8 protein-coding genes and 1 pseudogene are annotated in these 13686 nt (G+C 67.2%); 3 read left to right on the top strand and 6 right to left on the bottom strand.

The features are described from left to right. Positions 1-533: 533 nt before the first annotated feature. Positions 534-2405 (bottom strand): ABC transporter ATP-binding protein, encoded by a 1872-nt coding sequence (locus ACM9NP_RS21170; protein ID WP_415648508.1) that lies wholly within the window; start codon positions 2403-2405, stop codon positions 534-536. Beyond that, the gene (locus ACM9NP_RS21165; RefSeq protein WP_415648507.1) at positions 2402-4189 is read right to left on the bottom strand and encodes an ABC transporter ATP-binding protein; all 1788 of its coding nucleotides are present in this window, start codon (positions 4187-4189) and stop codon (positions 2402-2404) included. The genes ACM9NP_RS21170 and ACM9NP_RS21165 overlap by 4 nt, the downstream gene beginning before the upstream one ends. Before the next feature lie 522 nt (positions 4190-4711). On the opposite strand from ACM9NP_RS21165, the gene ACM9NP_RS21160 reads away from it, so the two are divergent. Both ACM9NP_RS21160 and ACM9NP_RS21155 read left to right on the top strand, forming a co-directional pair. Next, positions 4712-8971 (top strand): S8 family serine peptidase, encoded by a 4260-nt coding sequence (locus ACM9NP_RS21160; RefSeq protein ID WP_415648506.1) that lies wholly within the window; start codon positions 4712-4714, stop codon positions 8969-8971. 357 nt (positions 8972-9328) lie between these two features. Continuing rightward, positions 9329-9688, top strand: a complete 360-nt coding sequence (locus ACM9NP_RS21155; protein ID WP_415648505.1) for a pterin dehydratase — start codon at positions 9329-9331, stop codon at positions 9686-9688. Positions 9689-9886: 198 nt separating this feature from the next. On the opposite strand, the gene ACM9NP_RS21150 is transcribed toward ACM9NP_RS21155, so the two are convergent. From ACM9NP_RS21150 to ACM9NP_RS21135, 4 genes are all read right to left on the bottom strand, one after another. After that, a complete protein-coding gene (locus tag ACM9NP_RS21150) occupies positions 9887-10078 on the bottom strand; it encodes a helix-hairpin-helix domain-containing protein (RefSeq protein WP_415648504.1) in 192 nt (63 codons plus the stop codon). Between the two features lie 97 nt (positions 10079-10175). Beyond that, entirely contained in the window at positions 10176-10754 is a 579-nt protein-coding gene (locus ACM9NP_RS21145; RefSeq protein ID WP_415648503.1) for a dihydrofolate reductase family protein, read from the bottom strand. Between the two features lie 37 nt (positions 10755-10791). Continuing rightward, positions 10792-11481, bottom strand: coding sequence for a GNAT family N-acetyltransferase (locus ACM9NP_RS21140; protein WP_415648502.1), 690 nt, complete (start codon positions 11479-11481; stop codon positions 10792-10794). A 170-nt stretch (positions 11482-11651) separates the two neighbouring features. Further along, the gene (locus tag ACM9NP_RS21135) at positions 11652-12509 is read right to left on the bottom strand and encodes a siderophore-interacting protein (protein WP_415648501.1); all 858 of its coding nucleotides are present in this window, start codon (positions 12507-12509) and stop codon (positions 11652-11654) included. Positions 12510-12689: 180 nt separating this feature from the next. Here ACM9NP_RS21135 and ACM9NP_RS21130 point away from each other — a divergent pair. Continuing rightward, positions 12690-13628, top strand: a pseudogene (locus ACM9NP_RS21130) (TetR/AcrR family transcriptional regulator C-terminal domain-containing protein); the annotation flags it as partial. Positions 13629-13686: the final 58 nt, after the last annotated feature.

Below are 13686 nucleotides of genomic sequence, written 5' to 3'. Positions count from 1 at the left end.
GGCCGTCTCAGTACCCGGCAGTTCGGCTCCGCGGCGTCGCGGTGTTCATGGTCGAACCTCGTCAGCGGTTCGACGGCCATTGGCCGCGTTGCCGAAGCCTCTCGCCGTGCTCCAGTGCGCCAGAAGGCATGGCCGACACTGGTGTGCAGGAACTTCTCCGCCTCGCCGAGTGACTCGCGCCTCGCGCCTCGCGTGATGTGAGACGACGGGACAACCTCTAGTCCCAAAGGTTTCCGGCGGCCGCTCGTCCGATTCCTCTACCGGGACGACGCCCGGAATCGGTGGAATGCAGGTTGACGACGCCGACGGTGGCGTCGGGCGTCCCGACCGGTGAGCCGCAGGTTGTGACGGCGCCGCGCGTCGCGATCGGCGGCGGGGAGAGCCGGTGGACCGGGGCGCCGAAGTCGCGTGTGGACGCCAAGGTGATCCTCCATTCCAGAGCGGAGGATCCGCGGCCGCCCGGGCCGGTCTCGACGCGCCGATCGAGGGCGGAGGGACGGAGGCGACCTAGCCGCCCCCGTCCCGCCATCACGTCACACGAGGCTGTCGGCCCATTGTTCGTGCAGCCTGGCGTACTGGCCGCTGCCGCTGACGAGGACCTCGGGTGGCCCGTCCTCGGCGACCGTTCCGCCGTCCAGCACCAGCACCCGGTCCGCAATCTCCACCGTAGACAGACGGTGCGCGATGATGATCGCGGTCCGATCCGCGAGGATCGTCCGCAGTGCCCGCTGAACGAGACGCTCGCTCGGAATGTCGAGTGAGGACGTCGCCTCGTCCAGGATGAGCACCCGTGGGTCGGCGAGGAAGGCGCGCGCGAACGCGACCAACTGCCGCTGCCCGGCGGACAGGCGTCCACCACGTTTGCGCACGTCGGTGTCGTAACCGTCCGGCAGGGCCGAGATGAAGGTGTGGGCGCCGATCGCCTTCGCCGCCTCCTCGATCTCCTCCTGCGTCGCGGTCGGCTTGCCGAAGGCGATGTTCTCGCCGATGGTGCCGTCGAACATGTAGTTCTCCTGCGTGACCATGGTGACGGCCCGCCGAAGATCCGTTTCGCTCAGATCGCGCAGGTCGACCCCGTCGAGACGGACCGCCCCGTTGACCGGGTCGTAGAAGCGGGAGACGAGCTTGGCTATCGTCGTCTTGCCCGCGCCCGTCGCTCCGACGATCGCCACCGTCTGACCGGCGGGGATCCTCAGGTCGAGCCTCGGCAGGACGATCTTGTCGTCCCGGTAGGAGAACGTCACCTCATCGAAGACCAGTTCGCCGTTGGCGTTGGGCAGCGGTGTCGGCTTCGCGGGCTCCGCGACCTCGGGCTCCTCGTCGAGCACACCGGCGAGCTTCTCGAGCGCGGCCGTCGCCGACTGGAGCGTGTTGTAGAACATCGTCAGTTCCTGCAACGGTTCGAAGAAGCGCCGCAGGTACAACAGGAACGCCGCGAGCACGCCCAGTTGGGTCTCGTCGTTCATGACGAGGTAACCGCCGTACAGCAGCACCAGTGCGATCGTCGCGTTGCCGATTCCCTTGGTGCTGGCGGCGAACAGCGCCGCCGCCCGGTGACCGGCCACATTGGTGGTCTGGTTGTCGGTGTTCAGGGCGTCGAAGATCGCCTGGTTGCGGGGCTCGCGACGGTACGTCTGGACCGCGCGCACTCCGGACATCGACTCTACGAAGTAGACGATGACCAGCGCGATGGTCTCCCGGGTCCTGCGATACACGACCGAGGAGTACTTGCGGAACCAGTTGCCGAGGATCGCCATCACGGGGAACGACAGCAACGCGACGAGCGCGAGCTCGACGTCCATCCACAGCATGATGCCGGCGATGGACACGACGGACAGTCCGGAGAGGACGAGGTCGTGCACGCCGTTGTCCGACAACTCCCGAATCGCGTCCATGTCGGACGTCATTCGGGCGACGACCCGGCCTGAGGTGAACCGTTCGTGGAAGCTCACGGACAGACGGTTGAAGTGCGCGAACACCCGCTGCCGCAGGTCGAACAGCATCGCCTGGGACACCTGCCCGGTCAAGGCGATGTCGCCGCGCGTGGCGCCGTACTCGATGAGCGTCACGGCGGCGAAGGCGATGCCGACGGCGATGATGACGGAGTAGTCGCCGCCTTCGGTGATGGGCCCGATGCCTTCGTCGATGCCGAGCTGGACGAGCCACGGCCCGGCCAGGTTCGCCGCGTTCATGACCAGTAGCAGCGCGATGATCCAGTAGATCTTCTTCTTGTACGGCCGCAACAGCGCGGCCAGCAGGTTCCGGGAGCGGCCCCGCAGGTCCTTGATGGACTGTTCGTCGCCCGCCTCGGCGGTGGTGCGGTCCGCCTCGGCGTCGTTCGACTTGCCGCGCCACGACCGGTGGTCGCTCTCCGCCGGCGGTGGAGCCTGTTCGATGACGCTCACGCTGTCACCTCCTCTGCCTCGGCTGACAACACCTCGGCGTAAGCGGGTGTCGTCTCCAGTAGTTCGCGGTGTGTTCCGATCGCCGTGATCGTGCCGTTCTCGAGGAGCGCGACCCGGTCGGCGAGCGCCACTGTGGATGGGCGGTGCACGACGATGATCGCGGTCGTCCCGGACAGGACGCTGGCGAGGGCGCGTTCGACGAGTTCCTCCGTATGGACGTCGAGCGCGGACAGTGGATCGTCCAGGACCAGGACCGCCGGTCGGACGATGACGGCCCGCGCCAGCGCGAGGCGCTGCCGCTGTCCGCCGGACAGGGACAGGCCCTGCTCACCGACCCGGGTGTCGAGCCCGAACGGCAGGTCGTGGACGAACTCCGCCTGGGCGACGCGCAGTGCCTCGTCGATGTCGTCGTCGGTCGCCTCCGCGCGTCCGAGCGTCAGGTTCTCGCGCACGCTCATCGAGAACAGGGTCGGATCCTCGAAGGCCATCGTCACGACGGTGCGGACGTCCGTCAACCGCATGTCGGCGATGTCGATGCCGTCGACGGTGACCCGGCCGCTCGTGACGTCGTACAGGCGGGGGATGAGCGACACGAGGGTCGTCTTCCCGCTGCCGGTCGTGCCCGCGATCGCGAGGGTCTCACCGGGGCGGATGTCGAGGTTGACGCCGTCCAGGACCGGGGTGTCGGTCTCCTCGTACTGGAACCGCACGTCCTCGAACCGGACGTGGCCCGTGATCGTGGAGCGGTCGACGGCGACGGGGTTCTCCGGGTCGACGATGCTCGGTTCGGTGTCGAAGACGTCTTGCACGCGGTCGGCGGCCGTCATCGCCTCGTTCCCGTTGGCGATGATCCAGCCGAGTGCCTCGATCGGCCAGATCAGCATCAGTTGAAGCGTGACGAACGCGACGAGCGACCCGAGCGACATCGAGTCGTTCGCGACGGAGACGACGCCGCCGACGAGGACGATAGCGAGCGTCGTGTTCGGGATGACGGTGAACAGCGCCCACGACTTCGCGGAGATAGTCATCTTCCGGATCGACAGATCCTTCAGGATGTTCGCCTGCTCGTCGAAGTTCGCCTGGATGTGCGGTGCCCGACCGAAGGCCTTCATGACGCGAATGCCCTGGGCGGCCTGCTCGGCGATGTTGGCGACCTCGCCCTGCTGGTCCTGGACGGCGCGGGACGCCGCGATGAAGTTGCGGGCGAAGTTGCGGGCCACGATGAACAGCGGGATCGCCGAGATCGCCACGATCAGCCCGAGCCACAGGTGCAGGGTCAGCAGCTGGACGACGACGGCGACGTAGGTGACGATGCTCATCAGGCCGAAGATGAGGCCCCACGCCAGGAACCGTCGCATGGAGCCGAGGTCGGAGGTGGCGCGGGCGAGCAGTTGGCCGGTCTGCCAGCGGTCGTGGAAGCCGGCGTGCAGGCGTTGCATGTGCGCGTACAGGTCGCTGCGCATGTCGGCTTCCAGACCGAGCGCGACCTTCGCCTGGATGTATCGGCGAAGCCAGACGACGACGCCCTCGGCGATGCCGAGGATCGCGACGATTCCGCCGAGCAACCACAGGCCGGTGGTGTCGCCGTTGGATATGGGACCGTCGATGACGGCTTGGATCAGTCGCGGGACCGCGAGCGACGCGGCTGTCGCGATACCGGCGAGCACGAGCATGTAGATCATGCGGGACCGGTACGGGTGTAGGTAGCGGCGGAGACGCCACAGACTGTTCAGTGGGTGCCGTCGCTCGGACGGCTCCGGTTCGTCGGGGAAGTCTGGAATCACCTCGCCACCGTAACTGGTGAAACGGGTTTGACGCCTGTCATTTTTCTGCTATTGGCGGACCTGTGGAGTCCGGCATGCGATGCCGGGCAAGGGCTCACGGTCCGTGGCGCAATGCGTTCGGTGACTGGCGTCACTGGCATCGATTGTGTGTCGCGTTTATTTCGATCGGGTCAATGGCCGGGGCTTATTCCGGTCATTTTGCATCGAAGTATTCGTATATGTCGCGACGGCGCAAGCGTGGCGCAAAAACGTCACATCGAAGTACTTGACTATGCAAGTAATTCGAGAAATGCTTCCTGCGAGATTCCTGAGACCGGCACCGAAGGCGTCTCTTTTGCCCAACTCGACGGTCTTCTCGTTCGCGCATTCCCGTGTGCGCACTTTAGACTGTCTGGCTTAGAGAGGAGTGTCGTGATCCGATCACGACGTCGGCAGCTTTATTCCGTGGCTTTCGCCGCGGGTATCGCCCTGCCACTTTCCCTGGGGGCGGCGCCCGCCAACGCCGACCCTGGAATCGAAAACATGACTGCGGGCGAAGCCGTGGCCGCCAAGGCGGACGCGGACCTCGTCTCGAGTCTTGCTTCGGGCGCTGAGGCCGAGTTCTGGATCAACCTGGACACCCAGGCGAACCTGAGCTCGCTCGACGCGTTGTCGAAGGAGGCCAAGGGCACCGCGGTGTTCGAGGCGAAGACTCAGCACGCCAAGGCGACGCAGGCCAACCTCATCGAATTGCTCGAAGAGCAGGGTGTCGACTACCAGTCGTACTGGATGGTCAACACCATCCACGTGACCGGTGACGCCGACCTGCTCGCCGATGTGGCGCTTCTGACCGAGGTCGAGTCGCTCACCCCGCTCCGCGAGATCACGTTCGAAGAGCCGGTGCAGAGCATCGAGGCCACACTGGACGAGGAGGTGGCCTGGGGCGTCGAGAACATCAATTCGCCGCAGGCCTGGGCCGACTTCGGTGCCCTCGGTGAGGACATCGTCGTGGCCAACATCGACACGGGTGTCGAGTTCGACCACCCGGCGTTGGTGAACAGCTACCGCGGCAACAACGGCGACGGCACCTTCAGCCACGACTACAACTGGTTCGACCCGGACGGCCTCTGCAGCACGGACGCCCCCTGTGACGACCACGACCACGGCACCCACACCATGGGCACCATGGTCGGCAAGGAAGACGCCCAGACCGTGGGTGTCGCCCCCGGTGCCAAGTGGATCGCGGCCAAGGGTTGCTCGGCTTCGGCCGGCTGCCCCGACACCGCCCTGCTCGGCAGCGCGCAGTGGATCTTGGCGCCGACGGACATGGCCGGGAACAACCCCGACCCGTCCAAGGCTCCGGACGTGGTGAACAACTCGTGGGGTTCCGACTCGGACGACCCGTGGTTCGAGGAGATCGTCCAGTCGTGGAGCGACGCGGGCATCTTCTCTTCGTGGTCGAACGGGAACAACGGCGAGGCCGGCTGTGAGAGCAGCGGTTCGCCGGGTATCTACGAGCACAGCTACTCCTCTGGTGCCTACGACGTCAACGACGAGATCGCGTACTTCTCGTCGCGTGGTCCCGGACGCGATGGTGCGGTCAAGCCCAACATCGCCGCTCCGGGTGTCGCCGTTATCTCGGCCGACGCCGGTGGCGCGTACCGCTCCATGTCCGGTACCTCGATGGCCGCGCCGCACACCGCCGGTGTCGTGGCGCAGATCTGGTCGGCGGCTCCGAGCCTCCGCGGTGACATCGCAGGTACCTGGGAAATCCTCAACACGACGGCCCGCGACACCGCGAGCACCGAGTGTGGGGGAACCACCGAGAACAACAACGTCTTCGGTGAAGGACGTCTCGACGCCTACGCGGCCGTCGCGGCTTCCCCGACCGGTGAGACGGGTTCCCTCGAGGGCTCCGTTGTCTCCGGTGACACCGCTCTGTCCGGTGTCGCGCTGACGGCGGCCACGGCCGACCGTACGCGTGAGACCACCACCAACGACGAAGGCGCGTACCGCTACGGTGCGCTCGTCGCGGGTGAGTACGAGCTGACCGCTTCCAAGTTCGGTTACATCAGCGAGACCGTCTCCGTGTCGGTCACCGCCGGTGAGACCGCGGTCGCGGACTTCGACCTCGAAGCCGCGCCGAGTGGCTCCGTCTCCGGCACCGTCAACGACGGTAGCGGACACGGCTGGCCGCTTTACTCGAAGATCACTGTGGACGGAACCGACCGGGTCACGCACAGCGACCCGATCACCGGCGAGTACTCGCTGGACCTGCCCGATGGCACCTACACGCTGACTGTCGACCCCGTCATCGACGGTTACGACAACTACAGCGTCGAGGTCGCCACCGGCACCGAGTCCAACGTGTCCGTTCCCGTGGCCGACGCCTGCGTCGCCCCCGGTTACGAATTCGACTGGGACGCGCTGACACTTCGCGAGGACTTCGAAGACGGCACCACGCCTTCGGGCTGGACCGTCGACAGTCGTACCGAAGCGTCCTGGGTCTTCGACGACCCGGACGGCCGCGGTAACAAGACCGGCAGCGAGGGCGGTTTCGCCATCGCCGACGACGACTACCTCGGCAGCGGTGTCCCGCTGGACTCCGACCTGATCAGCCCCGTGTTCGACTTGACCGCGGCCAACACCCCGGCCTTGACGTTCGCGAGCGACTACTACCACCTGACCGGCTCGTCCGCCACGGTCTCCATCACCACTGACGGTGGGGCGACCTGGACCGAGCTCTGGAAGAAGACGGCCAGCGACCGCGGCAAGACTGTGTCGCTCGACCTGGCCAGCTACGCGTCCGCCACCGAGGCGCAGGTGAAGTTCACCTACCTCGACGGCAACGCGTACGCGTGGTACTGGCAGGTCGACGACGTTCAGGTCGGCACGCCCGAATGTGTGACCGTCGATGGTGGACTCGTCATGGGTCACGTCCTCGACGCCAACACGGGCGGTCCGCTGAACGGCGCCGTCGTCACCGACACGGTCACCGGTGCCACCGGAACCTCCGTCGAGACGCCGGATGACGCCAACCTGTCCGACGGTTACTACTGGATGTTCACCACCGAGACCGGAGCGCACGACTTCACCGCGTCGCGCACCGGCTGGCAGGCCGAGACCACGTCGATTGACGTCGTCGCGGATGGTGTCGCCACTCAGGGCTTCACCCTGGGTGCCGGTCGCATCGAGGTCGACACGACCTCGATCAGCACCAACGTCACCATGGGCGGCAGCTGGACCGAAGAGGTCACCTTGACCAACACCGGTTCCGCTCCCGTCACGGTCGAGGTCGGCGAGCGCAACGGCGAATTCGTGCCCATGGGCGCGCCTTCCGCCACGAGCGCTCCGATGTCCGCCCCGGCGACCACCGACATGGTGACCTCCGCCGAGATCGAGACCATCGCCCCCAACGCCGACGGCGAGTGGGCACCGGTCGCGAACTACCCGACCGCGGTCTTCGACGCCACCAGTGCTTCTGGTGACGGCGCGACCTACGTCGTTGGTGGTATCGGAAGCTCCGCCACGAAGGCCGCCTACAAGTTCGACTGGGAGTCGGGCGAGTGGTCGGCGATCGCGGACGCGCCGGACGCCGTGATGCAGGCGCGTGCCGCCTTCGTCGACGGCAAGCTGTACGTGTTCGGTGGTTGGGCTGGCAGCACGACGCTGACGAAGACCTCCATCTACGACCCGGAGACCAACACCTGGTCGCAGGGTGCTCCGATGCCGGCCACCCGTGCCGGTATGGGCATCGGTGTCGTCGATGGAACGGTCTACCTCGTCGGTGGCTGTGACTCGTCGTCCTGCAACGCCACTGACACCGTGTTCGCGTACGACGTGGCCGGTGACTCGTGGAGCACGCTGGCGAACTACCCGACGGTCGTCTCGCACGGTGCCTGTGGCGCCTCCGCGGGCACGCTCGTCTGCGCCGGTGGATCCGACGGTGGCGAGGGCCTCGCCGCGACCTACGCCTACAACAAGGGCGCGGACTCGTGGGAAGCTCGCGCGGACATGCCGGTCGGCCTCTGGGCCATGGCGTTCACCTCCGCGAACGACATGCTGGTCGTGTCGAACGGTGTTCTTCCGGGCAACACGTCCCTGACGAACGCCACGTACGGCTACGACGCGTCGAGTGACTCGTGGACCGAGCTGGCGCCTTCGGGCACCCAGCTCTACCGCGGCACGATGGCGTGCGGCATCGTCAAGGCCACCGGTCGCACGATCAGCAACGCCGCTTCCGGCGCTGCTGAGCGGCTCGAGGGCTTCGACGGTTGTGACGCCGGCGGTGCCGACGTCACGTGGCTGTCGACCGACACGCAGACCGTGACGGTCAACCCGGGCGAGTCGGTGACCATCGAGGTCACCATGTCCGGCAAGGAAGCCGACGGCATCACCCAGCCGGGCACCTACCACGGTGCCATCGCGCTCAACAACGACAGCCCCTACGGGTCGTCCGTTGTGGACGTGACCATGGCCGTGGCGCCGAAGGCGAACATGGGCAAGGCCGCGATCGCGGTGTCCGCCGTCGCCTGTAACGGCGACACGGCGGCCCTGGCCGACGCTCAGGTCCAGCTCCTGGCCGCTGACGGTACTCGCGTCGACTTGACCTCGGATGGCACCGGTAACGCTGCCCACTGGGTCAAGAAGGGCAAGTACACCGTCATCGTCTCCAAGGACGGTTGGGCTGCCGCTGTTCAGGTCGTGACGGTGAAGGCCGGCAAGACCACCTCGGCGGCGTTCGCGCTGTCGCAGCTCGGTTGCACCGCCACCAAGACCAACGGTGGATGGCTGATTCCGTAGCCGGTAATTCTTTCGTATGAAAGTCCCGCCCCCGCCGATTCGTTCGGCGGGGGCGGTTTTTCGCGGTCGTTTTGCTACGGAACCGTAGGTTGACCTGGCTGAACACCCGTTGGGGAAATGGCCCATTCGGTCCTGTCGGGGTCGGTCGAGCGGTCAAAACTGCGACGGGCGCCACGACATGGGCGGAACAATACCACGCTTAATGTCCGAATGTCTGAATAATCCCGTTTGTCGGTCTGGACAGATCAACGGTCAAAGGGCCAGACTTGCCCCCGTAGACGGTAAAGATGTGGCGACGATTTGGCCACGCATCGGTAAGGAACCGGTTTGGCGGATGAGTCCCGCACGAGGTGTGAGATGACACGAGGCGACGACACGCTGCAAGATGCTCTCCAACAACTGGGCGGCTGGAGTGCCGACTCGACACACATCAGTCGAACCTTGACGATCGACGAGAGTCAACACGCTGATCTGACCGAGCGGATCAAGATCTTCGCGGACGCCCTGGAGCTTAGTCCCGACGTCCGTCGTTTCGACGGTCGAACCCGGATCGTGATCAACCACGTCGACGGTGTCGGCCTGTCCGAGGTCAAGTTCGCGGCCCGTGTCGAGGACGCGTACCAGCACCTCGCGGGAACCTTCGGTTCGGAACCCCACGACGAACCGACGACCGGCGCGATCAGGACCTGGTGGCACCGCCGCGTCGGTAGCCGCTGACCTCATTATTCACCGCGCGCCCGGCCTCGAAGCCGGGCGCGTCGTCATGTGCGGTGGCCACGTCGATCTCGTTTCCGTCGGCGAGCGCCGGTCCTCGGTGCGGTCGTCCGACGCGAGGAACGTCGGTTCACCCGAGCTGCGCGCCCTGTCCCCGTCCGCCCGCACTCGTGTGCGGCGAGCTGCTGCCCGCACCCTCGTCTAGGGCGCCAGACTCTTGCCCCGTTCGGCGAGCGCGGCGTCGATGATCCGGATCGCCTTCGGGCCGACGCCGTGCAGCGCGAGCAGTTCCTTCCGGGAACGCCCGGGAAGTTGGTCGAGCCGGGTGATCCCGATCAGCGCGAGTGCCCTGGTGGCGGGGTTGCCGATCTTCGGCATGGCGGTGTCGGACACGCTGGCCTCCCGGGCCGGTCGATGGACGGTGTGCGGGTCGGCCACGACGGTCGACCGAGGACGACCGTATCGTCCGGCTCCGACGCGTCTAGGCGTCTCAGTCCGGCTTGGCGTAGGTCACGACGGTGACGCCGCTGGTGAAGACCCGCCCGGAGACCACCCTGTACCGCTGAGGGCTGTAGTCCGAGTCGAAGAGCGGGACACCGGAGCCGATGACGACCGGGTTGATCTTGACGATGACTTCGTCGATCTCGTCGCGGAGCGCAGCGGCGAGCTTCCCTCCGCCGCACAACCAGAGGTCCAGTCCTTCCTCCTTCTTCAGTGTTCGGACGAAGGCGGACGGGTCCTCCGACACGAGCCCCACCGCCGGGTCGTCGGTGCCGTCGAGGCTGGTGGACATGACGTACTGCCGCAGGTGCGAGTAGGGGCTGGTGACGCCGTCTCGCAGGCCGCGCTCGTAGGTGCCGCGCCCCATGAGGACGGTGTCGAAGCGTCGGTTCGGGGTGTCCGACAGCCCCGGAACGAGCGGCCGGTAGGCCGTGGGCACGGTCTCCGGCATGTGTTCCAGTGTCCAGGCACCGTGGTCCTCGCCCTCGATGAACATCGAGTGGTCGGAGTCGGGGGACGCGATGAAACCGTCCAGGGTCGTGGCCACGAAGTAGGTGAGTCTTCGCATGTGATGAACCTCCATGATGGACCTGAGTGTTGGGCGGTCACGGCGTCGCCGTCGCCGCCGTGCCATCGGCGCCGAAGAGACGCAGTGCCGCCGTGTTCAAACCCGTGATGGTGACCTCCGGCCGATCCAGGGCCGCCCAGTCGTCGCGGGTGAGACGCAACCGTTGCGAGACGAGGACCTCCTCGCCGCGCGCGTCCCGGCTGATTCCGTCGTCGCGGTACCCGAGTCGGCGAGACACTCCGAGCGACGACAGATTATCCAGAAAGGACATCGAGGTCGCGTCGCCCGCGCCCAGCCCATCGAAGGCCAGACTCAATGTCGCCCAGCGCATCGCCGTGCCGATACCCCGGCGGTGATACGGCAGGCCCAGCCAGGAACCGGTCGTCACCTCGCGGCGGACCGCGAAGTCGCGGGCCCCCATGTCCTGCACGCCAACGGGTTCACCGTCGAGGAACACGGCCAGGTCGAGCCGCCAGTCCTGTGGCGTCCAGTCTCCCAGCCGCCGCCAATGCCGTTGGACCACGAGCCGCGCGCGCTCCGCCGGGGCCGCGTCCGTCCACGGGTTGAGGAACGGTCGCGAGTCCGACGGGTGGACGCCGTTCGCGGCGACGGTGGCGAGCGCGCCCAACTCGTCCGGGGTCGGCAGACGCAGTTCGAGGTCGCCGATGGCCAGCCGCAGATCGGCGATCGGCCAATGATCGATCAGCACCGCGTGACTGTGCCACATGGGCGGATCGGACGCATCCGGTTTTCGGGCGACGGTGGCTCCGTCGACGCGCGATCCCTTGGGAGACTTCGATTTCGGACGGCCAGTCGCGCGTTGCTCCCGGATCCGGTGCCCCTCCCTCCTGGGCGAGTCGGGTCACCGAATCACGGGCGTCGCGCGTCGCAGGACCGTCAGGCGTCCGCGAGTCGTTCGCGGGCCTCCGCCAGGTCCTCCGTCGTCGGGGCGTCGTCCTGGCTCAGGTCGAGCCGCCAGTGTCCCGTGAAATCGATGGAACGGCGATCGACACCGCGCTCGTCGACGAGGTGCCGTCGCAATGCCCGAACCTGCCCCGCCTCTCCCGCGATCCACGCGAACGGCGTTCCTCGTGGAAACTCCGCCGCGCGAACGATGTCGACGAGCGGTCCGTTACCCGGGGCCGCCCCGTCCCGGTGTATCCAATGGACGGTGGTCGTTTCGGCGAGGCCGAGGGGAAGCTCGTCCTCGGGGGCCCCGACCTCGGCGTACACCCGCGCCGGGGTCCCCTCGGGAAGCGCGGCCAGGATCGCGGCGATCGCGGGTAGTGCCGTGTCGTCCCCGACGATCAGGACCCAGTCGGCCGCCTTCGTCGACGTCGACAGCGGAACCCGACGGGCGAAGTCCGCGGACGGGCCGAACATCGCCAGGACGTCGCCCTGCTTCGCCCCCGCCGCCCACCGGGTGGCCGGACCGGCGTCGGGGTGCAGCACGAAGTCGATGTCGACACTGGACCCCGCCGGGTGGTGTGCCGCGATCGTGTAGCTGCGCGCCACGGGCCGCCGTTCCTCCGGCAGCGCGCCGTACGCCTGATACCAGGACATGAAGTCGGTGTTCGGGTCCGGCAGGGTCGGTCGATCCTGCCCCGCGCGAGGGAAGTACAGCTTCACCTGGCGATCCGGTTCCGTGGAGCCGAGCGTCGTCAGGCCGTCGCCGATGAACGACACCCTGATCATGTGCGGCGCGAGCCGGGAGACGTCCGTGACCGTGATGTACGACAGGGGCAGTGGTGGCAAGGGAACGCTCCTTCGGTGCGTGTGGTGGAGCGACGGTCCCGTCCGGTCAGGGCGTCTGGAGACGGGACGACCGCCGGTCGCCGTACTTTACGATGTAAAGAGTCGCATCGAGCAGTGTACTTTACGGCGTAAGGAGTATTTGTGGTCGTCTTCACCAGCGGTGAGGAAGTGGATTGGGCGATGGTGCTGCTGTGGCGCACCCCCGCACCCCCGCCGCGCCGAGGTCCGCGTCCCGCGCTCGACGTCGACACGATCGTCGCCACCGCGATCGCCCTCGCCGACGCCGACGGACTCGCCGCCGTGTCGATGCGAGCCGTCGGACAGCGCCTCGGGCGCAGCGGCATGGCGCTGTACACCTACGTCCCCAACAAGGACGTGCTCATCGAACTCATGCACGACACCGTGCTCGGTGAACTGCCCGACTCACACGACCGCACGGGAGGCTGGCGGACGGCCGCCGAACAGTGGGCCGCCGCGCTCCGCGAGTGCCTCCTGCGACACCCGTGGCTGCTCTCGATCTCACCGGTCCGGCCGGTCCTCGGCCCCAACGAGTACGCGATGGTCGAGTCGATCCTCGCGATCCTCACCGAGACCGGCCTCGACGCGACCACCCTGCGCGCGGCGGTCGGCGCGCTCACCGACTTCGTCCGCGGCGCGGCGCGCACCGTCGCCGAGGCCCGCCGGGCCGTCGCCGAGACGAAGACCTCCGATGAGGACTGGTGGCAGGCGCGGACCCAGGCGCTCATGCGCGTCGCCCCCGACTTCGCCGAGCGCTTCCCCGTCATCGCGAGCCTGGAGTCCCGGTCGGCACCCGACCAGTCCGAACCCCCACTCGACGAGTCCGAACTGCCACTCGACGAGTCCCGGTCGGCACCCGACCAGTCCGAACCCCCACTCGACGAGTCCGAACTGCCACTCGACGAGTCCCGGTCGGCATCCGACCAGTCCGAACTGCCACTCGACGAGTCCCGGCCTCGGACCGGTGAGTCCGGGGCGGTGTCCGAATCGACGGGCGGGGACGAACGCCCTTACCTCGAGCGCGGCGCGGAGCGCATGTTCACCGCGGGCCTCGCGCTCCTCCTCGACGGCATCACCACGGCGGCCACCCGCCACCCCACCNCCGTCCGCTTGGTTGGTTAAACGTCTCGCTTGGTTGGGCAAATTGCGAAATCACGCC

Source organism: Stackebrandtia soli, from assembly GCF_965137155.1.
Classification (GTDB): Bacteria; Actinomycetota; Actinomycetes; order Mycobacteriales; family Micromonosporaceae; genus Stackebrandtia; species Stackebrandtia soli.
This window is presented reverse-complemented; position numbering and strand designations above follow the sequence as displayed.

Excerpts from the sequence above, each read along its gene's own strand:
- ACM9NP_RS21145 (WP_415648503.1), bottom strand. The coding sequence starts at position 10,754 with ATGCGAAGACTCACCTACTTCGTGGCCACGACCCTGGACGGTTTCATC.
- ACM9NP_RS21140 (WP_415648502.1), bottom strand. The coding sequence starts at position 11,481 with ATGTGGCACAGTCACGCGGTGCTGATCGATCATTGGCCGATCGCCGAT.
- ACM9NP_RS21160 (WP_415648506.1), top strand. The coding sequence starts at position 4,712 with ATGACTGCGGGCGAAGCCGTGGCCGCCAAGGCGGACGCGGACCTCGTC.
- ACM9NP_RS21155 (WP_415648505.1), top strand. The coding sequence starts at position 9,329 with ATGACACGAGGCGACGACACGCTGCAAGATGCTCTCCAACAACTGGGC.